Origin of the sequence: Cohaesibacter sp. CAU 1516, assembly GCF_005771485.1 — a bacterium.
Lineage (GTDB): Bacteria > Pseudomonadota > Alphaproteobacteria > Rhizobiales > Cohaesibacteraceae > Cohaesibacter > Cohaesibacter intestini.
Genome location: NZ_VANT01000001.1, coordinates 1,469,566 through 1,487,856, shown reverse-complemented (window position 1 = coordinate 1,487,856; position 18,291 = coordinate 1,469,566). Strand labels below are relative to the sequence as shown.

Annotated in this window: 20 protein-coding genes; 11 read left to right on the top strand and 9 right to left on the bottom strand. The window is 54.1% G+C overall.

The features are described from left to right. Window positions 1–48: 48 nt before the first annotated feature. The gene (gene phaC, locus FDK21_RS06775; RefSeq protein WP_171021980.1) at window positions 49–1,827 is read right to left on the bottom strand and encodes a class I poly(R)-hydroxyalkanoic acid synthase; all 1,779 of its coding nucleotides are present in this window, start codon (window positions 1,825–1,827) and stop codon (window positions 49–51) included. Between the two features lie 452 nt (window positions 1,828–2,279). Here phaC and FDK21_RS06770 point away from each other — a divergent pair, with 452 nt between their 5' ends. Next, the gene (locus tag FDK21_RS06770; RefSeq protein ID WP_138147886.1) at window positions 2,280–2,672 is read left to right on the top strand and encodes a hypothetical protein; all 393 of its coding nucleotides are present in this window, start codon (window positions 2,280–2,282) and stop codon (window positions 2,670–2,672) included. A gap of 2 nt (window positions 2,673–2,674) precedes the next feature. Here FDK21_RS06770 and FDK21_RS20585 read toward each other — a convergent pair whose 3' ends face one another. Beyond that, window positions 2,675–2,824, bottom strand: coding sequence for a hypothetical protein (locus tag FDK21_RS20585; RefSeq protein ID WP_157967772.1), 150 nt, complete (start codon window positions 2,822–2,824; stop codon window positions 2,675–2,677). 32 nt (window positions 2,825–2,856) lie between these two features. Here FDK21_RS20585 and FDK21_RS06765 point away from each other — a divergent pair, with 32 nt between their 5' ends. From FDK21_RS06765 to recJ, 4 genes are all read left to right on the top strand, one after another. Then, window positions 2,857–4,035: an LL-diaminopimelate aminotransferase gene (locus FDK21_RS06765; RefSeq protein WP_114011276.1), complete on the top strand. Its 1,179-nt coding sequence runs from the start codon at window positions 2,857–2,859 to the stop codon at window positions 4,033–4,035. 321 nt (window positions 4,036–4,356) lie between these two features. Further along, on the top strand, window positions 4,357–5,685 hold the full coding sequence (locus FDK21_RS06760; RefSeq protein ID WP_114011323.1) for a homoserine dehydrogenase: 1,329 nt from the start codon (window positions 4,357–4,359) through the stop codon (window positions 5,683–5,685). 59 nt (window positions 5,686–5,744) lie between these two features. Further along, window positions 5,745–6,734, top strand: coding sequence for a class II fructose-bisphosphatase (gene glpX, locus FDK21_RS06755; RefSeq protein WP_114011275.1), 990 nt, complete (start codon window positions 5,745–5,747; stop codon window positions 6,732–6,734). A gap of 133 nt (window positions 6,735–6,867) precedes the next feature. Further along, window positions 6,868–8,679 (top strand): single-stranded-DNA-specific exonuclease RecJ, encoded by a 1,812-nt coding sequence (gene recJ, locus FDK21_RS06750; RefSeq protein ID WP_138147885.1) that lies wholly within the window; start codon window positions 6,868–6,870, stop codon window positions 8,677–8,679. Between the two features lie 107 nt (window positions 8,680–8,786). Here recJ and FDK21_RS06745 read toward each other — a convergent pair whose 3' ends face one another. Then, complete coding sequence (locus FDK21_RS06745) at window positions 8,787–9,629, bottom strand: PRC-barrel domain-containing protein (protein WP_171021964.1); 843 nt, start codon at window positions 9,627–9,629, stop codon at window positions 8,787–8,789. Window positions 9,630–9,785: 156 nt separating this feature from the next. Continuing rightward, complete coding sequence (locus tag FDK21_RS06740; RefSeq protein WP_138147884.1) at window positions 9,786–11,249, bottom strand: sensor histidine kinase; 1,464 nt, start codon at window positions 11,247–11,249, stop codon at window positions 9,786–9,788. A gap of 280 nt (window positions 11,250–11,529) precedes the next feature. On the opposite strand from FDK21_RS06740, the gene FDK21_RS06735 reads away from it, so the two are divergent. From FDK21_RS06735 to FDK21_RS06725, 3 genes are all read left to right on the top strand, one after another. Then, window positions 11,530–11,850 (top strand): DUF883 family protein, encoded by a 321-nt coding sequence (locus FDK21_RS06735; RefSeq protein WP_138147883.1) that lies wholly within the window; start codon window positions 11,530–11,532, stop codon window positions 11,848–11,850. A gap of 3 nt (window positions 11,851–11,853) precedes the next feature. Then, window positions 11,854–12,276, top strand: coding sequence for a hypothetical protein (locus tag FDK21_RS06730; RefSeq protein WP_138147882.1), 423 nt, complete (start codon window positions 11,854–11,856; stop codon window positions 12,274–12,276). Window positions 12,277–12,389: 113 nt separating this feature from the next. Continuing rightward, complete coding sequence (locus FDK21_RS06725; RefSeq protein ID WP_138147881.1) at window positions 12,390–12,899, top strand: DNA starvation/stationary phase protection protein; 510 nt, start codon at window positions 12,390–12,392, stop codon at window positions 12,897–12,899. Window positions 12,900–13,093: 194 nt separating this feature from the next. Here the strand turns inward: FDK21_RS06725 and FDK21_RS06720 are convergent, their stop codons facing one another. Both FDK21_RS06720 and FDK21_RS06715 read right to left on the bottom strand, forming a co-directional pair. Further along, window positions 13,094–13,648, bottom strand: coding sequence for a sigma-70 family RNA polymerase sigma factor (locus FDK21_RS06720; RefSeq protein WP_114011268.1), 555 nt, complete (start codon window positions 13,646–13,648; stop codon window positions 13,094–13,096). Between the two features lie 8 nt (window positions 13,649–13,656). Beyond that, on the bottom strand, window positions 13,657–13,833 hold the full coding sequence (locus FDK21_RS06715; protein WP_157967775.1) for a NepR family anti-sigma factor: 177 nt from the start codon (window positions 13,831–13,833) through the stop codon (window positions 13,657–13,659). Window positions 13,834–14,042: 209 nt separating this feature from the next. On the opposite strand from FDK21_RS06715, the gene FDK21_RS06710 reads away from it, so the two are divergent. Further along, window positions 14,043–14,825, top strand: coding sequence for a response regulator (locus FDK21_RS06710; protein ID WP_138147880.1), 783 nt, complete (start codon window positions 14,043–14,045; stop codon window positions 14,823–14,825). Window positions 14,826–14,899: 74 nt separating this feature from the next. Then, entirely contained in the window at window positions 14,900–15,064 is a 165-nt protein-coding gene (locus FDK21_RS06705; RefSeq protein ID WP_114011265.1) for a DUF1328 domain-containing protein, read from the top strand. A 208-nt stretch (window positions 15,065–15,272) separates the two neighbouring features. Here FDK21_RS06705 and FDK21_RS06700 read toward each other — a convergent pair whose 3' ends face one another. After that, the gene (locus FDK21_RS06700; RefSeq protein ID WP_114011264.1) at window positions 15,273–15,470 is read right to left on the bottom strand and encodes a CsbD family protein; all 198 of its coding nucleotides are present in this window, start codon (window positions 15,468–15,470) and stop codon (window positions 15,273–15,275) included. 255 nt (window positions 15,471–15,725) lie between these two features. Here FDK21_RS06700 and FDK21_RS06695 point away from each other — a divergent pair, with 255 nt between their 5' ends. Beyond that, window positions 15,726–17,393: a CHASE domain-containing protein gene (locus FDK21_RS06695; protein WP_114011263.1), complete on the top strand. Its 1,668-nt coding sequence runs from the start codon at window positions 15,726–15,728 to the stop codon at window positions 17,391–17,393. On the opposite strand, the gene FDK21_RS06690 is transcribed toward FDK21_RS06695, so the two are convergent. Both FDK21_RS06690 and FDK21_RS06685 read right to left on the bottom strand, forming a co-directional pair. Beyond that, a complete protein-coding gene (locus FDK21_RS06690; RefSeq protein ID WP_114011262.1) occupies window positions 17,390–17,584 on the bottom strand; it encodes a PLDc N-terminal domain-containing protein in 195 nt (64 codons plus the stop codon). The genes FDK21_RS06695 and FDK21_RS06690 overlap by 4 nt on opposite strands. Before the next feature lie 106 nt (window positions 17,585–17,690). Continuing rightward, on the bottom strand, window positions 17,691–18,185 hold the full coding sequence (locus tag FDK21_RS06685) for a DUF992 domain-containing protein (protein WP_245418539.1): 495 nt from the start codon (window positions 18,183–18,185) through the stop codon (window positions 17,691–17,693). Window positions 18,186–18,291 lie beyond the last annotated feature (106 nt).

Below are 18,291 nucleotides of genomic sequence, written 5' to 3'. Positions count from 1 at the left end.
TTGTTTGCGCTGAGTAACAAGAAGCGACTGGATGGTCTTGTGCTTTTGCTAGCCATAGCGTTTGGACGCATAGCTTCCCGGAGCATCTTCAATCGGCGCCACTTTGCCGCCACCGATGGCACGCGCAGGCACGGTCTTGTCCCCATGCAGCAAAACCCATTGATGCCAGTCAGGCCACCACGATCCTGCCGTTTCTTTTGCAGCTGCCTTCCATTCCTCAAGCGTTCCTTCGACTGGACCGCCACGCCAGAATTGATACTTTTCCTTGTCTGGTGGATTGACCACACCGGCTATGTGACCGGAGCCCGACAGGACGAAATCAACCGGTCCACCAAACAGCTTGCTACCCTTGAAGACCGACTTGGCCGGGGCAATATGGTCTTCTGCGGTAGCCAGATTATAGATTGGCACCTTGATCTTGGACAGATCCAGCTTCTTGCCTCCGATTTCCATCTGGCCATTTGCCAATGCATTCTCATGATAGCATTTGCGCAGGTAAAAGGCGTGATTGGCAGGCGTCATGCGCGTGGAATCGGCGTTCCAATAAAGAAGGTCAAACGGGAAGGGTTCCTTGCCGCGCATGTAATTGTTGATGAAATAGGGCCAGATCAGATCGTTGGAGCGCAGCATGTTGAAAGCGCTTGCCATCGACTTGCCATCTAAAAATCCCGCTTTGTTCATCTGCTCTTCGAGATCGTCCAGCTGCTCCTCATCGACAAAGACTTTCAAGTCGCCCGCATGAGTGAAATCGACCTGCGTGGTGAAAAAGGTTGTCGAGTTGAGCCGCGCCATCCGTCGGGCCGCCATATAGGCCATGCCGGTGGCCAACAGGGTGCCGCCGACGCAATAGCCAATCGCATTGACCTTGCGCTCGCCAGTGATCTTATGCACCGCATCCATCGCAAACAGGATGCCTTCCTCGATATAGGCAAGGAAATCCTTTTCCCTCAGTGTTTCATCGGGATTGACCCATGAAATGACAAAAACCGTGTGGCCTTGTTCCACGCACCACTTGATGAAGCTCTTTTTCTCGTTGAGATCGAGAATGTAGAATTTGTTGATCCAGGGCGGCACGATGAGGAGAGGGGTTTTGAGCACCTCCTTAGTCATCGGGGCATATTGAATGACCTGACAAACGTCACTCTGGGCAATCACCTTGCCTTCGGTCACCGCGATATTCTCACCCAGCTTGAAGACCGAATTGTCCGATTGTCGAATGATCAGATCGCCACCGCCAGCCTTGATGTCTTCGGCCAGCATCTGCATGCCCTTGATCAGATTCTCACCGTCATTCTGCATGGTTTCGCGCAGCAATTCGGGATTGGTGAAGACATAGTTGGAAGGAGACAGCGCATTGACCACCTGACTGAGATAGAAGTGCGCCTTGTGCTTGGTATGGGCGTCAATATCCTCGGCTTCCTCGACCATATCCTGCGCCCAATGCGATGTGATCAGATAAAGTTGTTTGATGAAGTCAAAAAACTGGTTCTGGTCCCATTCAGGGTCGTTGAACCGGCGATCGTCTTTGGCAGGTGGTTCGATGTCAGCTTCTTCGCTTCCCATCATTTTGCGAACCGACTGGCCCCACAAATCCATATACCGTCCCCACAGTCGCGTCTGCGCTTCCATGGCGCGCTGCGGATCTGAGGTCCAATATTCACCAACCTTGCCGAATGTGCGCACCATCTGGTTGACCGCTTCGACCGTATGGTCATCTTTGCCATTTTCCCGCGGTTTCAGATAAGCAGAGGCAGCTTTGCCTGCTTCCTCGACGATCCGGGCGAAGTTGGTGGCGAATTTTTCGGGGTCATGGACCATATATTGCATGAAGTGGCTGGCTTGCGGCGTTTGGTTGTCGGCCCCGTCGGGCGCATCCTTGTTCTGGCCTTCAGTGGATTTCCCACCGTCTTTGTTGTCTTCACCCGACATATAAACCCCGCTTCTCGCTTGTTGCTTTCCCTGCAATCCATGCCTCTCGACCGAGAGGCGCGTGATGGCATTGCGCGAAGGGCAATGTAGACAACCGCCTGACATTCCCATGCAACCCAAGATCGATTGTCATAATAGGCGCATTTCACCCCATTGTGACAAGGGGGAACAACAAGGCAAACCCTCGATAGTTAGACTAATTCAAATTAATCGAACTTTCATCAGAATATTAGACACTCTTCTTGTGATAAAAAGTGCCTTTTGGCTTCTATGGCTTTGTCTGGACATATTGATTTGAAAAACATAGACCCCACATGCACGCCAAGAGGCGATCCGACAAGGCGACCATAATGTTGATGAAAGCAGACAACCTGATGACACGGCATGCGCATTCCACCGGCAAGATGATTGCCGCGTGCTGTGCCCTGCTGCTGCTGTCTGGGTGTTTGGCAACCAACCCGGATCTGGCAGATCCCGTTGTCGAGGCCAAGGCGCTGCCTGTCATCGAGCCCAAACCTGTCGCCAAGGATGAAAAGTTGTTGGTTGAGAAAAACCGGCTCAACAAATATGTCAACCAGCAGGCCCCATCCCAGTTGCGCTATTCGTTGCAGGTGCTCAATCAGGCTGACGCGGACGACGGAATTTATCCCACCATCGAGGATCTTTCCACTAGTCAGGACAATCTGCGCACCGAAGAGGAGCGCCGCAAGCTCGAAAATGAGCTCGAAGCCCTCAATCGCTGATCTCAATGCTTGGTGTTTGCACCGATCACCGTCCTCTTTGCGCGCGCATTTTCACGACCAATTGCAAATTGCATGTGCAAAAAGACAAAATTAAAGTGACAATGCGCCATGAAGTTGGCCATTTTCGGTAGCATTTTCACGGCCTCGGCCACCCAATTCTCCAAATTTTGTCAGGAGCCTAGCAATGGATGAGTTCCATAAGATTCGCCGCCTCCCTCCTTATGTCTTTGAACCGGTGAACCGGATTAAGGCGAAGGCGCGAGCGGCGGGCGCGGACATCATCGATCTCGGTATGGGCAATCCTGATCTGCCAACCCCGAAGCATATTGTCGAAAAACTGACGGAAACCGTGCTCGATCCGCGCACTCATCGTTACTCGACTTCGAAAGGCATTCCGGGGCTGCGCAAGGCACAGGCTGCCTATTATCAGCGTCGCTTTGGCGTCAAGCTGAACCCGGATACGGAAATCGTCGCGACCCTCGGCTCGAAAGAGGGCTTTGCCAATATGGCACAGGCCATCACCAGCCCCGGCGATGTGGTTCTGGTTCCGAACCCGACCTATCCGATTCACTCATTTGGTTTCATCATGTCCGGCGGCGTCGTTCGCTCGATGCCGGCTGAGCCAAATGAAGAATTCTTCCGGGCAATCGATCGCGCCGTGCGCCACTCGATTCCAAAACCGATCGCTCTGATCGTCAATTACCCGTCCAACCCGACCGCCTATACGGTCGATCTGCACTTCTACAAGGAAGTGATCCGGATGGCCAAGGAACATGACATCATGGTTCTGAGTGATCTCGCCTATGCCGAGATCTATTTTGACAACAATCCGCCTCCCTCCATCCTGCAGGTGGACGGCGCCAAGGATATCGCGGTCGAGTTCACATCCCTGTCCAAGACCTTCTCGATGCCGGGTTGGCGCATGGGCTTTGCCGTGGGCAATGAGCGGATGATCACGGCTCTGACCCGTGTGAAATCCTATCTCGATTATGGTGCCTTCACGCCCATTCAGGTGGCGGCAGCGTCGGCCTTGAATGGTGCCGACAATTGCATTCAGGAAGCCTGCGATATCTATCGCGCCCGTCGCGACGTGATGGTGGAAAGCTTCACTCGTGCCGGTTGGCCGATCCCCAGCCCCAATGCGACCATGTTTGCGTGGGTGCCTGTACCAGAACAGTTCCGCGAAATCGGCTCGCTCGAATTTGCCAAGCAACTGGTCGAAAAGGCCCATGTGGCTGTCGCGCCGGGCGTTGGGTTCGGGGAATATGGCGACGAGTATGTGCGCCTTGCCTTCGTTGAAAACGAACAGCGCATTCGTCAGGCGGCGCGCAATATCCGTCGTTTTCTGTCCAATTCCGAGTGATTGATACACAATAAGACATGCAGCGGGTATCCGTAAGGTCAAATGACGCCATCGCCGTCAGATTGACCTTGCGGACCCGTTTCGCCTTGCGTATGTATCAAATGCTGAAGACATGCAAAATTGCGGCGTTTTGCCGATTTGTTATGCATGCAGCTTTGATCTGCCCCAGAGTGAATTGACGCTGGACCGGTCTGCCGGATAGCATCAAGGCACCCTGCGCAAGCGGGTTATGGCTTCAGTACGGTCCTTTTTGCCGTGCGAGTAGCCATCTACCGACCCGATACCGCCAAGATAATGAAGAAGAGACTGGAAGATCTGCAAATGTGCGAACCCCTGAAGCTAGGCCTCGCAGGCCTTGGAACGGTCGGCGTTTCTGTTATCAAACGCCTTGAAGCTCTGGATCACGAACTGGCCCAAAAAGCCGGACGCACCATGCAGATTACCGCCATTACAGCCCGCAGCCGCAACAAGGATCGCGGCGTGGAGCTGTCGGCCTTCGAATGGTTTGATGATCCGGTTGCCTTGGCCAAGAGCGATAGCATCGATGTGTTTGTCGAGCTGATCGGCGGCGACAATGGCCCCGCCGAGGCGTCTGTTCGTGCCGCGCTGGAAAGCGGCAAGCATGTGGTCACCGCCAACAAGGCGCTGCTTGCCAAACATGGCAACGCGCTCGCCCGTCTGGCCGAAGAAAATGGGGTTTCGCTCAACTTCGAAGCTGCCGTTGCCGGGGGGATCCCCGTCATCAAGGCGCTGCGTGAAGGGCTCACCTCAAACAATATTTCGCGCGTTTATGGCATCATGAACGGCACCTGCAACTATATCCTGACCCGGATGGAAGAGGATGGGATCAGCTTTGAGGACTGTCTGGCCGATGCCCAGCGCCTCGGCTATGCGGAAGCGGATCCGACCTTTGATATTGAAGGCAACGATACAGCCCATAAACTGGCCATCTTGACCAGTCTGGCCTTCGGCACCGAGATTGATGCGGAGTCGATCTTCCTTGAAGGCATCACGTCGATCAGCATTGCCGACATCATGGCGGCTGATGATCTAGGCTTCCGGATCAAGTTGCTGGGGGTTGCCCAGAAAACCAACTCGGGCATCGAACAGCGCGTGCACCCAACCATGGTGCCAAAGGAATCCGAAATTGCGCAGGTCTCCGGTGTCACCAACGGAGTCGCCATTGATGGCGATGCCGTCGGGTCGATTACTCTGGCCGGTCCGGGAGCAGGGGGCGACGCAACCGCTTCTGCCGTGGTTGCCGACATTATCGACATCGCCCGCGGTTTGAAGGTTGCACCACTCGGCCGCCCTGTCAGCGCATTGAAGCCTTACAGCTCATCCAGTCTGGGTACCCATGAAGGCGGCTATTACATTCGTCTGACGGTCAAGAATCGCCCTGGCGCCTTTGCTTCCATTGCCAGCCGCATGGCAGAGTGCGAGATTTCCCTCGAAAGCATCGTTCAGCGTCGTGGCCGTTCCAGGATCGTGGAAACCGATGTGAACAGTTTGTCGCAGGAAAAGCCCAAAGATGTCATACTCCTAACGTATGAGACGACTGAGGAAGCTGTGCGTAAAGCCCTCGACGCGATAGAAAAAGACGGTCATATTCTGGCGTCGCCGCAAATGATTAGAATAGAAAGACTATAAGGACTTATTTTTTTATTGGATGCATCCGCATCCAGAGCATTGGTTCACGGGGAAACACAATGAGTGAGATTAGAGAAGCCGCAGTTCTCGACAGGATTCTGACCCTTGAGATCGTTCGTGTTGTTGAACGCGCCGCTGTGTCCGCTGCCCGCCTTAGAGGTCAGGGCAACGAAAAAGAGGCCGATCAGGCCGCTGTTGACGCTATGCGCCGCGAACTCAACCAGCTGCCGATCGACGGTACGGTCGTGATCGGCGAGGGCGAGCGCGATGAAGCTCCAATGCTCTATATCGGCGAGAAGGTCGGCAACAAGCTCGGCCCGAAGGTCGATATCGCGCTTGATCCGCTCGAAGGCACCACCCTTTGCGCCAAGAACCAGCCGAACTCACTTGCCGTTATCGCCATTGCCGATGAAGGCAGCCTGCTCAATGCACCAGACGTTTACATGGACAAGATCGCCATCGGTCCGGGCTACCCCGAAGGGCTCGTAGATCTCGATCGCACACCCATTGAAAATTTGACCGCACTGGCCAATGCCAAGGGTGTGCCGATCAGTGAACTGAATGTCTGCATTCTCGATCGTCCCCGTCATGCCAAGCTGATCGAGGAAGTCCGCCTGACCGGTGCCGCCATTCGCCTGATTGGCGATGGTGACGTGCAGGGCGTTATTCATACCACCGATCCCGACGAAACCGGCATCGATATCTATATGGGCATTGGTGGCGCGCCTGAAGGTGTGCTGGCGGCCTCTGCCCTGCGCTGCATCGGCGGCCAGATGCAGGGCCGTCTGGTGATCAACAGTGAAGAACAGCGCGAACGGACCATTCGCATGGGCATCGCTGATCCTTCCAAAAAGTTCGAAATGATCGAACTGGCTGGTGGTGACGTGACCTTCGCAGCAACCGGTGTGACCGATGGCAACATGCTCGATGGCGTGAAAATTGGCCGCGGCGTTATTAAGACCGACACGGTCGTCATGCGCTCCACCACCGGCACCGTGCGCTACATCAAGGGTGAGCATCGCCAGTTCGAGAAATTCCATCTCGATTGATCAACAGCCCGCTTGTGGCTGTGACCGATTTGAAAAAAGGCGGGCCTTGTGCCCGCCTTTTTGCTGTTTGTTGCGATGTGGAATGCTAGATTTCCGCCAACCCAACCGATTCCTCTTTAGAAACGCGGCCACCATGCTTCCTTCTGCCTGCAACGCCAAAGCCTATCTCAATGTGTCCTGCTCCGCCAAGGAACGCCGCTGGGTAGAGCAATTGGATGTGCGACAAATGGAGTTGGCCAGCGCCATCGCTCAAAGCTGCGACATTCCCGAAATTGTCGCGCGCGTGCTGGTCGGGCGCGACCAGACGATGGAAAGCGCAAAGGACTTCCTTGACCCCAGCCTCAAGAGCCTGATGCCGGACCCTTCGGTCATGACCGACATGGATGCGGCCAGCGCCCGGATTGCCCGCTCGATAGAGGCAGGAGACAAGATTGCGATATTCGGTGACTATGATGTTGATGGGGCCACATCCAGTGCTTTGATGGCAAAGTTCCTGCGCCATTGCGGCTGTGAGGCTAACATCTATATCCCGGACCGGATTTTTGAAGGCTATGGCCCCAATCCTGACGCCATTGATCACCTGATTGATGAGGGGCACAAGCTGATCATCACGGTTGATTGTGGCGCCACCTCCTTTGCCGCTCTTGAGCGGGCCAAGGAGCGCGGCACGGATCTGGTGGTGCTGGATCACCATCAGGTGGGGGAAAGCCTGCCCCCATGCACAGCGCTGGTCAATCCGAACCGGCATGACGATGTCAGTGGCCTTGGGCATCTTGCTGCGGTTGGCGTCACCTTCATGACCCTTGTGGCCATCAATCGCACCTTGCGCCAAAGCGGGTTTTACCAATCCCGTTGTGCCCCGCCAGACCTTTTGAGCTGGCTCGATCTGGTAGCGCTTGGCACGGTTTGCGATGTCGTACCGTTGCAAGGTCTCAATCGGGCGTTTGTCGTCAAGGGCCTGATGGTGATCCGGGCCAACAAAAATTGCGGCCTGTCAGCTTTGCAGGCTGTCTCGCGCATTTCCGGACCCGTGACGCCCTATCATCTGGGCTTTCTGCTTGGACCGCGGATCAATGCCGGAGGCCGGATTGGCGACGCGGCCCTTGGCGCCACTTTGTTGACCTGTGATGACGCAGAGCGGGCTGAACATCTGGCGGCCGAGCTTGAGCGTCTCAACAAGGAGCGGCAGGCCCTTGAGCAGATCATGCTCGAGGAAGCCATCGCACAGGCCGACCACATCTTGATGTCCGACCCGGATGCAGCTGGGCTTGTAACGTCAAGTCCCGATTGGCATGCGGGCATTGTCGGTCTGTTGGCATCCCGTCTCAAGGAAAGGTTCCGTCGTCCCGCCTTTGCCATTGCCATCAACCCGGATGGAACGGCAACTGGCTCTGGACGCTCGATCCTTGGTACGGATCTGGGGGCTGCAGTCCGCTCGGCTGTGGAAGATGGATTGTTGGTCAAGGGGGGCGGCCATGCCATGGCGGCCGGTCTCACCATTCAAAAGGACGATATTGATCCCTTCAAGAATTATCTCGATCAAAAGCTCCGCACGCAGGTCAAAGAAGCCCGAGCGCTCGATGACCTGAAGATCGACGGGGCGCTAACCGCAAGCGGTGCAACAGAAGACCTGATCCATCTGCTGGAAAAGGCAGGCCCCTTTGGAGCAGGCAATCCTGAACCGGTTTTTGTCTTTCCGTCCCACAAGATCGCTTTTGCCGATGTGGTCGGGCAGGGGGGGCATGTGCGTTGTACCATTGCCAATCAATCGGGCGGGAAACTGAAAGCCATCTGCTTCCGCGCCGCCGACGAGCCGATCGGTGCAATGTTGCTAGACAATCGAGGTCAGACCCTTCATGTCGCAGGTAGCCTGTCCCTTGACTATTGGCAGGGGCGTCCCTCGGTGCAACTCAGGATTATCGACGCGGCCAAAGTTACGGTCTGACTCCACTTGCCTCAAACAAGAAGAAGGCGCCGTCCACCATTTCGCGGACCGCGCCTTCTTTCTTATGCTTTAGAGCATTTCATCGACGGGCACATGGCCCGGTGATGTTATTTCAGGAGGCTAATCTGGTCTGTCTCCTCATAAGAAGGCATGTTTTCCAGCTGCTCCTGAGTGAACGGGGTATAGACATGCAGAATACCTTTGGCGTCGGCATAGACATTCAGCTTGTCCGCTTCCAGTTCAATCGGCTTGGTGTTGATGCCAAGGAAACCGCCAACGTCAACGATGTAAGCGTCTACCTGTTCATCGGAATCCAAAATGACATCGCCGACTTCACCGATTTCATTCAGTTTCTCACCATACACGGCAGTCCCGATCAGCTGCTCGGCACTCAACTTGTTCTGGTCGATCACCAACAAGTTCGCATTGGTCATTTTCTCAACACCGTCACGGTTGAATTCAGGTGCGGATTCAAGCTCTTCCTTGGTGGATGCCATCACCAGACGACGCTCGCCATCCCAACTCATCCATTGCAGGCGGTCGAAATTCACCGCGACGTCTTTCTCGCCCAGACCAATGAACCCACCGACGCCGACAACTGCGGCATCCACGGTGCCGTCACCATCCAGAACGATGTCATTCACATCACCGATGACCAGATGTTCGCCAGACTCGTTCTTCATCGTTGAATAGACGGTCTTGCCCATCAGGCCACTAGCCAGAATCTGGCCCGGCGTGGCAGCCAGATAGCCGTTCTGGCTTTTGGTTGCATCCTTGGAAACGTCTTTGGAAAAGATGCTGAACTGCATGGCCGTACCAGCCATGGGCTCGGACATTTCCATCTTGGTACCCTTGTCCATTTCTTTGGTTTTTGCCGTGTTGTCCATCGCATACACGTTGGTCGCCAGCACAGAGGCCAAAGCAGTCGTAGCAACAAGAATATTCTTCATCATCTCTCTCCTTGTATTTATTTGCGAATATCAAGAAAACGAAACGTTTATTTTCAAAAGTAAACGTCAATTCCTCTCGACTTGCAGGAGTAAAACGAACTGGATTGGAGATGGTTCCGAATTTCTGAAATTTTTTATTTTTAAATGAGCGGGAAATTATATTGGAAGTGTGATTTTTGCTTCAAATCCGCTTGAGGGATAGGAAATGTCAACCTGGCTACCAACCACTTTGTTGAGGCTGTGTTCGATCAGCACAGACCCAAACCCATTGCGCCTGTCTTCTCTCACCACTGGACCACCACTTTCCTTCCAGAGGATGGTTGCCGCCTGTTCGCCTGATGGTAGGCATTGGGCGCTCAAACAGATCTCAAGCCTTCCATCTCTCAAGGAGAGGGCGCCAAATTGCATGGCATTGGTCGCCAGTTCATGCATGACAAGCCCCAGCGCAATGGCCGCATCTGCATTGATGGCGATCGGCTGCCCTTCAATGGACACCTGTTCGGCATAATGGCTGGCATAGGGTTTGACCTGCGTCTTGATCAGACTGACGAGATCAATATCGTCCCATTCCTGATCAGACAACAGACTGTGGGATGTTGCCAGCGCGGCAAGACGGCCTGAAAAGGCACGTGTGAAATGCTCCGGAGACTGGGTGTTGCGCAGCGACTGGCTGGCCAGAGACTGAAGGATGGCGAGCATATTCTTCACCCGGTGGTTGACTTCCCGAAGCAACAGGCGTGTCTTTGCCTCATTGCGCTTGCTCTCGGTAAGGTCAATGGCCACACCCAAGACTTTCTTTGGCAGGCCATCTTCGTCCCGTTCGAACAAATGCCCCATCACCATAATGTAGTTGTTGGTGTTTCTTGCTCGAAACTCGAAGATCAGGTCATCTTTCGTGGCATCAATTTTGCTCGCTTCTTCCTTCAGGCGAGCCAGATCATTCCGGTCTATATGTTGGAGAAATGACCGGGTCGTGATGGTGCCGACATCCTTGATGCACATCAGCTCTCGCATACTCGCATCGCATTCGACGACCTGTTCGCCCTTGTCCCAGCTCCAGGTTGCCACTTGGCCTGCCTTGAGCGCCAACGCATAGCGTATATTGGATCTGGAAAGGTCGAATTTTTGCATCACGCGAGTACGGGCCGACTTTTTCATCTCATATAGCGACGCAACAAGCAGGGTCGAGCGCATCAACTGCTCGTCATCAGGGCCAGAGGCGTCGACCGGAAATACGAGACAAAGACAGCCAATGGCATGGGCCGCGACCGTGATTGGCACACCCCAGACCTGAAATGGCTGCGTTTCAGACACCAAAAAGGGCGGCTGCCAACCCGCTTGCTTCTTCAGGCAGGCAACGGCAATCATGTCTCTGCCGTCCGCCAGATTAATCTCGCAATCCTTCGTTTTGGCGAAGGCCTGATAGGAAACGGTTGTCGCCCCGACCAGCGCAATGAACGCCTTGTCAGCCCCATTCTGTACGCGGATCAACTCGATCAACGTGTCAAAGTCGGTGTCTGGAATGATGCCGGATCCAGTGATCTGATGCGCAATGCTCAAACGGGCTGGATCTTGCACCAAGGCGCGCTGGTCTTCTGTCAGGTCTGAAAAATGGATCATCCTTTTGGTGGCCTCAAGTCGGAAAATGATCAGCGTTCGGAGTGCTTCGGTCCCACTCGCAGCAAACACAATGCCTGTCTGCCGAGGTCCATCATGGATGAGCGTGCGCGCGTGAGTCCTGTTTTTAACGCGCCAAAAGGCCGAAGGTTCCAAACAAAATCAAAAATATTTTCGGCGCATTTCTCGGAACTATGGGCAGCACTTCCGCATTGATTGGGTGTCTGACGAACAACGAAGACGACAGACGTGAAAACTTGATATCGAAAAAGGAGAGTGTGTTATGGCTACTGCTGCCAACAAAACCAATTCTGCCAAAGAAGTTGATCTGAGCAAAGAGATCGAACAGCTTCGCAGTGATATCGAAGGGATCACTGATCTGCTTGCAAAGCGCGGAACCGAGGATGTGATCAATCTTCAGGATCGAGCGCGTGGTGCCGCCAAGGTCGCCGTTGAGAAGGCTCAGGATAAACTGACGGACCTCAATGAAGATGTCGGTCGTGCCGAAGCCCGTATGATGCTTGAAATCCGCAAGAAACCGCTCGCCGCCGTCGGGGTGGCCGCAGGTGTCGGTTTTCTGGCAGCCCTCTTGGTGCGTAAGTAAATCATGCAGGCTTTTGTCTCCATATTGGGCGAAATGCTCGGCCCTGGCATGAGGCGAGAGCTCAAGGGCGGTGTCGAGGACGGGCTGCTGATGATGGCAGCCATCCTCGCCGGCCTCTTGGGACTGGCCTTCGCGATGCTCGCATTGTTCATTTGGCTGGAACAGGCTCTTGGCCTGATGCAAGCGTTGTTGATCATGGCGGCAATCGCATTTCTTGCCTGCGCGTTGGTCCTTTATGCCCTTGCGAAAAGGCGCAAACGACGGGCGCGCATCCGTGCCGCAGCGCGTTCCGCTACCAGCAGCGATATGGCAACCCTGCAGATACTTCTGCGGGTGGTTCGTTCATCCCCCTTGCTGATGATGGCGCTGGGAAGCGGCATAGCTGCCGCCGGTTATGTCAGCCGAAAGCGCCCGGACCCCAAATGAACCAGTCACGCACCGGTTCAGTAACCCGAATTTTTATTCGGCATTCCACCGGTTGCGGCGTTCATCGCCCGCAGATCCAGCGTGGAATGCACACTTAGAAAGGACGGAAGATCATGACAGTACAAGCTGTATTGCAAGTGTCCCCCTCGGCGTCCCCCATCAATAACGGCCTTGATGACACCTATCGCAAAGACATGGCCGAAGCCTTGTCCGACATTCTTGGCTCGACCTACAAGCTGACCGTGGTCAGCCACATCTATCACTGGAATGTTGTCGGTCCGCTTTTCAAATCCCTCCATGAGTTGACGGAGGATCATTACACCGACCTGTTTGCCGCAACAGACGAGATTGCCGAGCGCATTCGTGCCTTGGATGCGGTTGCTCCGGTGAAGGGCGTGAGCTTTGACAGTTTCACCCCGGATCGAGACGATATCAGCGATCTCAAGGCGCAGGATATGGTGGAAGACCTCATCGCCATGCATGAGGATCTGGTCCGCACAATGCGCCGGGCAGGAAAACTTGCCGGCGTCAACGATGATTTGGTAACGGAGGATCTGCTCACTGCGCGGCTCTCCTTCCATGAAAAAGCCCTCTGGATGTTACGCGCCATCGATAGCGAATAGCCATTCCAGCCATCGACCAACGACATAACAACGGCAGTCTGTTCCTTTGAGCCTTCCTGTTGCGTGCAGCATGGAAGGCTTCTTTTTGCCTGTCGGTAACAGCCGCATCATGTTTGGGTACAAAAATAACCCGATGGCCAGAAACGGCCATCGGGTTGATCTGTCATCAAAGGGAGGATTGGGAATATCAGTCACTAACTGGCAAAGGGCTGCGATACCACCGAGGCAGATGAATTGTCAGGTTGGTAGGTTCCGTCTTCATCCAGCGAGAGCAATTCCTGCAAATGGGTACGGGCCCGATTGACCCGGCTTTTGATTGTTCCCACCTTGCAGTCGCAAATGGCTGCGGCCTCTTCATAGGACATGCCCGAAGCTCCCACCAGAATGATCGCCTCGCGTTGATTGTCCGGCAACTGGGCCAGTGCCTGCTGGAAGTCTTTCAGATCCATTTGGCCATGCTGGGCGGGCTGAATGGAAAGATTGTTGGTGAAGGTGCCTTCACTATCCTGTATCTCTCGCCCGGCCTTGCGCATCTGGCTGTAATATTCGTTGCGCAGGATGGTGAATAACCAGGCCCGCATATTGGTGCCGGGTTCAAAGCTGGACTGCTTCGACCACGCTTTCATCACCGTATCCTGAACCAGATCATCGGCCCGATCATGCTTGCCGCACAGCGACATGGCAAAAGCCCGCAGGCTGGGGAGTACGGAAAGCATCTCCCGTTTGAAGCTCATATCCGTCTTTTCCATTGGATCTTTTACCCCTTACCACTTGCATTGGCAGCACGTTCTGCTTCGTCCAGTTGCTCGAGCAAGTCGAGGAAGCGATCCGGAATGGCTTCCTGTTCAGTTTGTGTATAGAGCGCCTTGAGCTTCTGAGCGATGGCACTGTTGGGATCCAGAGCATCTCTGCCCGGTCCCGTCCGTCCCAGCATGTCGGAAGCAGTCAAGATGCCTGGATTTTTGTTTCCGTCTGTCATTTACAACACCTTCTCCGGCCACAAAATTGGCTTGGTCTTGCTTGAAAAACGCCCCATTTGCAAAAAAGTTCCCTTAGGCGTGGAACTTTTTTTCGGCTGGCGAATTGAGACATTATAATCCAATTTCGATTTTCTGATCGATTGCATCAAGGAGACTGTTCCAGATGACGCTTTCTAGCCGTGTTGCCGCGCATCTTCCCCTTCTTCGTCGCTACGCAAGGTCCGTGACGGGATCCCAAACATCCGGAGATGCTTTCGTGGCCGCAACTCTGCAAGCCATGATCGCGGATGTGACACTCTTTCCCGACACTGGCAATGATCGAGTTTCTCTCTACAAGCTGTTTTCCGATCTGTATCGTAGCGCCAATGTTGAGGTACCGCTAGCAAACTCGCCCTTTGGTTGGGAAAGCCGGGCACAGGCCAATTTGCAGAATGTCCCGCCCGTGCCGCGTCAGGCCTTCCTCTTGTCTGTGGTCGAGGACTTCAATCCAGAGGAAATCGCCACGGTCTTGGGGATTGAGATTGAGGCCGTTTCCGGTGTCCTTGCCGAGGCCTCCGAGCTGATTTCCAAGCAGGTTGCAACCGACATCTTGATCATCGAGGATGAACCACTCATCGCCATGGATATCGAGCATATGGTCGAAAGCCTTGGCCATCGCGTCACCGGCATTGCACGCACCCACGCCGAAGCGATGGTGCTTTACAGCAATGACAAGCCCAAAATGGTTCTCGCCGATATCCAGCTCGCCGACGGGTCGTCAGGGATCGATGCCGTCAATGATATTCTGCTCGACAGTGATATTCCGGTGATATTCATCACGGCATATCCGGAACGACTGCTCACCGGTGAGCGCCCTGAACCAACCTTCCTGGTCACCAAACCCTTCAACGAAGACATGGTGAAGGCACTGATTAGTCAGGCACTGTTTTTTGAGGGAAGGGTATAGTAAAAATACCAAGGAATAGGGAACAATTTCTCCGGTCTGAACGTTACATATATGTATCACAAAGGAGAAATGACATGCTTTATTATGCTTTGGTGTTTTTCGTCGTGGCGATCATCGCAGGCGTGCTTGGGTTTGGTGGTATTGCAGGCGCATCCGCCGGTATTGCTCAAATCCTGTTCTTCCTGTTTCTTGCCTTCCTTGCCGTGTCCGTGATCATGCATCTGGTGCGCGGGCGTTAGGCCTTGATCCCACATAAGAGACCTCAAAAAGCGTTTGTGACAAAGATCACAAACGCTTTTTTCGTATCTGATTGGCATATCCAATCTTTGGAAATGAAATAGTTTTGACCTAACGCTGGGACAACAAGAAGAAAGACAAAAGAAAACGGAGCCCAAAATGGCTCCGTTTCTTCTCAGACACTCGGTCTGTCACAGTGTGAGAAAGTGTCTATTGCCGCGAAATCCAGTGCTCGATATCGCGTTCGATTTCTTCCTCACGCTTGCCATAGCGTTCCTGCAACTTACCGGCAAGCTGCTTGCGGTTGCCATCGATCACATCCAGTTCGTCGTCAGTCAGGCGACCCCATTCAGCTTGCACCTTGCCCTTGAATTGTTCCCAATTGCCTTCAATCTGATTCCAGTTCATAGCAGATCTCCATTCTTAGTTGGTGATACGGACCACTGCGTGACCCTCATTCAATCAACGTGTGAGAAGGAGCAAAGTTCCTGAATTCAAAGTAAATTTCTGGAATTTGTAGCCTTCGCAACAAAACGCGACTTGCCGGGGATTGAGGCAATTTTAAATGCCAATTTGGTTGCGTAGTTACTATAATCGACCAGTTGCTAGGGACAGTCGGGAAACTTCATGCCCGGGTAGGACTGCCCCGGAAATGGACACTGCATGCACAGACTGATAGCCCCAATTGTCTTCTCGACGGTCATGATAATCGGAACCGGCATTTCGCTCACGCTGTATGATGGCGCTGAGCAGGCACGGGAAATGCGGGCCGAAGATCTCGCCGGCCAGTTGGTTGACCGGGTTTCATTGCGTTTGTCGCAGCATTTTGCCCTGTTGCGTGCAACCAACGCATTTTTCTCCGCATCACCTTCACGCATCAAGCATGAGCGGTTCGCCAGGATGATTGACGGTGTGGGGCTGCAAGAAAACTATCCCGGCCTGCAGGGGATCGGCTTTGCCGAAGCTATATCTGTCGATCAAGATGCCAGCATGAATGCGCTCTTGCAGCGCGACTATGACTATGACGTCAAGGTTTGGCCGGAGACGGATCAGTCCGAGCGCGCGACCATTACCTTGCTTGAACCCCTTGATGCCCGCAACCATGCTGCCATTGGCTACGACATGTTTTCCGAAGCCGTGCGCCGGGAAGCAATTCAGAAAGCATATGAAACCGGTGAGTTGGTCGCATCTGGTCCCGTCGAGCTGGTGCAGGAAATCACGTCGATCAAGCAGTCCGGCTTTTTGGTCTATAGCCGTTATCTCAGCGATCAGTCAAAGCAGACCGAGCGGAGCAAATCCCCCGACGATCAACCGCTCTTGATCGCGCAGAAACCGTTGCGCGGTGTGATCTATGCGCCCTTGAGGGCTGGGGATCTGTTTCTAACGGCTCTTGGTGATCGCCCCCGTCTGCCGATTGCCGTAAAAGCGCAGGATCTGGATGACAAATCCCGGATTCTGTTCGAGTCTGCCTTTTACGATGACAAGGAACGATTTGCATCCCAGGTCACGCGGGTGATCGATGTGGCGGGCAGAAAGTGGGTGCTGGATATTCGGGTGGAACCAAAGACTGCGCTTAACATTCAGGATATCGCACCTTATACGGCGATCGGGCTCTTCTTCCTGATGGCCTCAATGTTGGCCTGGATTACGCATTCGCAATTGAGAGCGGTGCAAACCGCCCACACCATGCAGCGCCTGACCCAGAAGAACCTGTCGGAAAAAGATCTGTTGCTGCAAGAAATGAAGCATCGGATCAAAAACTCCATTGCCCGCATTCTGGCAATGGCGCGGCAAACAGCGCATCATTCCGATGATCTGGATGATTTTTCCGAGAGTTTCACCGCGCGCCTGCAAGCAATGGCCAATGCGCAGGATGCCCTGACACGCTCTCACTGGCAGCGGGCGGATCTGGCGGAGTTGCTAACGCGGGAATTGGGACAGGTGCTGGGGGACAGCCAGTATGAGGGTATGATTTCCGGGCCGACAATCGAGCTTGATGAAAGCATGGTGCAGGCCTTCGCGCTGACCTTTCATGAGCTTGCCACCAACGCGTTGAAATATAGTGATGTAGCGCAAGACAACACCGCATTGCGGGTCAGTTGGTCGTTGGAACCCAAAGGCAAGGAACAGATATTGTCTTTGGTCTGGCAGGAAAGAAGCGAGACACCGGTTGAAGCGCCAAGTCACAAAGGATTTGGCACCAAGCTGATTGATGCCAATATCCGGGGTGAGTTGCGCGGCGCGATTGAGCGGCGTTATGAGGCAAATGGGTTGTTGGTTCTGATCACAGTGCCGATCACGGCGCCGAGGGAGAAAAAATCAGCCCGTTAGAGACGGGCTGGACGGCGGCCGCCTGGTCCCGCAAAAAACCACACAATGAGTCCGAGGAGCGGGAAGAGCAGAATACCCAGAATCCAAAGCAGTTTGACACCCGTGCTTTCATAGCTGCCAATCACCTTGATGATGGCATAGATGTCGAGAAAGAGGATGAGAAGGCCCGCAAGGCCATAGCCGGAAAACATTACACACTCCTGTCGCGTGTCAAAATGGATAATCAGTTTGGGTTGTCGAGACCGCATTCAACACTCAGTCTGATACGACCTCGTCGTTATCACCAAAAATGGGCGGTCAGTCAGCGAGGGTGCGCAGTTCAATCTCACTGATTGCCAGCGCGAAGTTGAGCCCGGTCTGCACCGAAACACTCAACGGTTGCAGGGCAATGGTTTCGCGAGAGCCGCCAATCAGCAGGTTGCCACCAGCCCCCACGCCAACCGTGGCCTGCGCACTGATGCCGCGATAGTCACCTGCCAAAGCGCCGGGGCGATAGCGGTCGGTGGTTGGGGCCAGAACCAGCCACGAGATCACGCCGTGATCGGTCGAGCCAATATCAATGCCGAATTTGTTGATGACGCCGAAATAGGCTTCGTCCGGCACACCGCTTTTGGCCGATTTGAAGGTGCAGGACAGATCCTTGGTTGATTGAATGATAAAGCCCTTGCCACCCTTCACAACGCAATCAAGCTTGCCAATCTCAACACGATCAATCGGTTTTGCCGCGCTGGAAGTCGCAAGAGCAAAAACGGGCAGGGCGGCCAGAAGAAGACTTTTTAGCATGCGATTCATGGTTCGAAACTCCAGATCATTGGTCAACAAATTCGTGTTTGGATCACTAACCTGCGATTAAGCGGTTCGTCGTCCTGTTCGTGTCGTCAACGCGATAGAAACGAAA

Bases quoted from the DNA above. Each gene is read 5' to 3' on its own strand.
- FDK21_RS06715 (WP_157967775.1), bottom strand. From the start codon at position 13,833: ATGCTGGGACGGACGGGACCGGGCAGAGATGCTCTGGATCCCAACAGT.
- recJ (WP_138147885.1), top strand. From the start codon at position 6,868: ATGCTTCCTTCTGCCTGCAACGCCAAAGCCTATCTCAATGTGTCCTGC.
- FDK21_RS06730 (WP_138147882.1), top strand. From the start codon at position 11,854: ATGCAGGCTTTTGTCTCCATATTGGGCGAAATGCTCGGCCCTGGCATG.
- FDK21_RS06720 (WP_114011268.1), bottom strand. From the start codon at position 13,648: ATGGAAAAGACGGATATGAGCTTCAAACGGGAGATGCTTTCCGTACTC.
- FDK21_RS06700 (WP_114011264.1), bottom strand. From the start codon at position 15,470: ATGAACTGGAATCAGATTGAAGGCAATTGGGAACAATTCAAGGGCAAG.
- FDK21_RS06740 (WP_138147884.1), bottom strand. From the start codon at position 11,249: ATGATCCATTTTTCAGACCTGACAGAAGACCAGCGCGCCTTGGTGCAA.
- FDK21_RS06745 (WP_171021964.1), bottom strand. From the start codon at position 9,629: ATGAAGAATATTCTTGTTGCTACGACTGCTTTGGCCTCTGTGCTGGCG.
- FDK21_RS06770 (WP_138147886.1), top strand. From the start codon at position 2,280: ATGTTGATGAAAGCAGACAACCTGATGACACGGCATGCGCATTCCACC.
- FDK21_RS06685 (WP_245418539.1), bottom strand. From the start codon at position 18,185: ATGAATCGCATGCTAAAAAGTCTTCTTCTGGCCGCCCTGCCCGTTTTT.
- FDK21_RS06690 (WP_114011262.1), bottom strand. From the start codon at position 17,584: ATGTTTTCCGGCTATGGCCTTGCGGGCCTTCTCATCCTCTTTCTCGAC.
- FDK21_RS06725 (WP_138147881.1), top strand. From the start codon at position 12,390: ATGACAGTACAAGCTGTATTGCAAGTGTCCCCCTCGGCGTCCCCCATC.
- glpX (WP_114011275.1), top strand. From the start codon at position 5,745: ATGAGTGAGATTAGAGAAGCCGCAGTTCTCGACAGGATTCTGACCCTT.
- phaC (WP_171021980.1), bottom strand. From the start codon at position 1,827: ATGCAATATATGGTCCATGACCCCGAAAAATTCGCCACCAACTTCGCC.
- FDK21_RS06710 (WP_138147880.1), top strand. From the start codon at position 14,043: ATGACGCTTTCTAGCCGTGTTGCCGCGCATCTTCCCCTTCTTCGTCGC.
- FDK21_RS06695 (WP_114011263.1), top strand. From the start codon at position 15,726: ATGCACAGACTGATAGCCCCAATTGTCTTCTCGACGGTCATGATAATC.
- FDK21_RS06765 (WP_114011276.1), top strand. From the start codon at position 2,857: ATGGATGAGTTCCATAAGATTCGCCGCCTCCCTCCTTATGTCTTTGAA.
- FDK21_RS06735 (WP_138147883.1), top strand. From the start codon at position 11,530: ATGGCTACTGCTGCCAACAAAACCAATTCTGCCAAAGAAGTTGATCTG.
- FDK21_RS06760 (WP_114011323.1), top strand. From the start codon at position 4,357: ATGTGCGAACCCCTGAAGCTAGGCCTCGCAGGCCTTGGAACGGTCGGC.
- FDK21_RS06705 (WP_114011265.1), top strand. From the start codon at position 14,900: ATGCTTTATTATGCTTTGGTGTTTTTCGTCGTGGCGATCATCGCAGGC.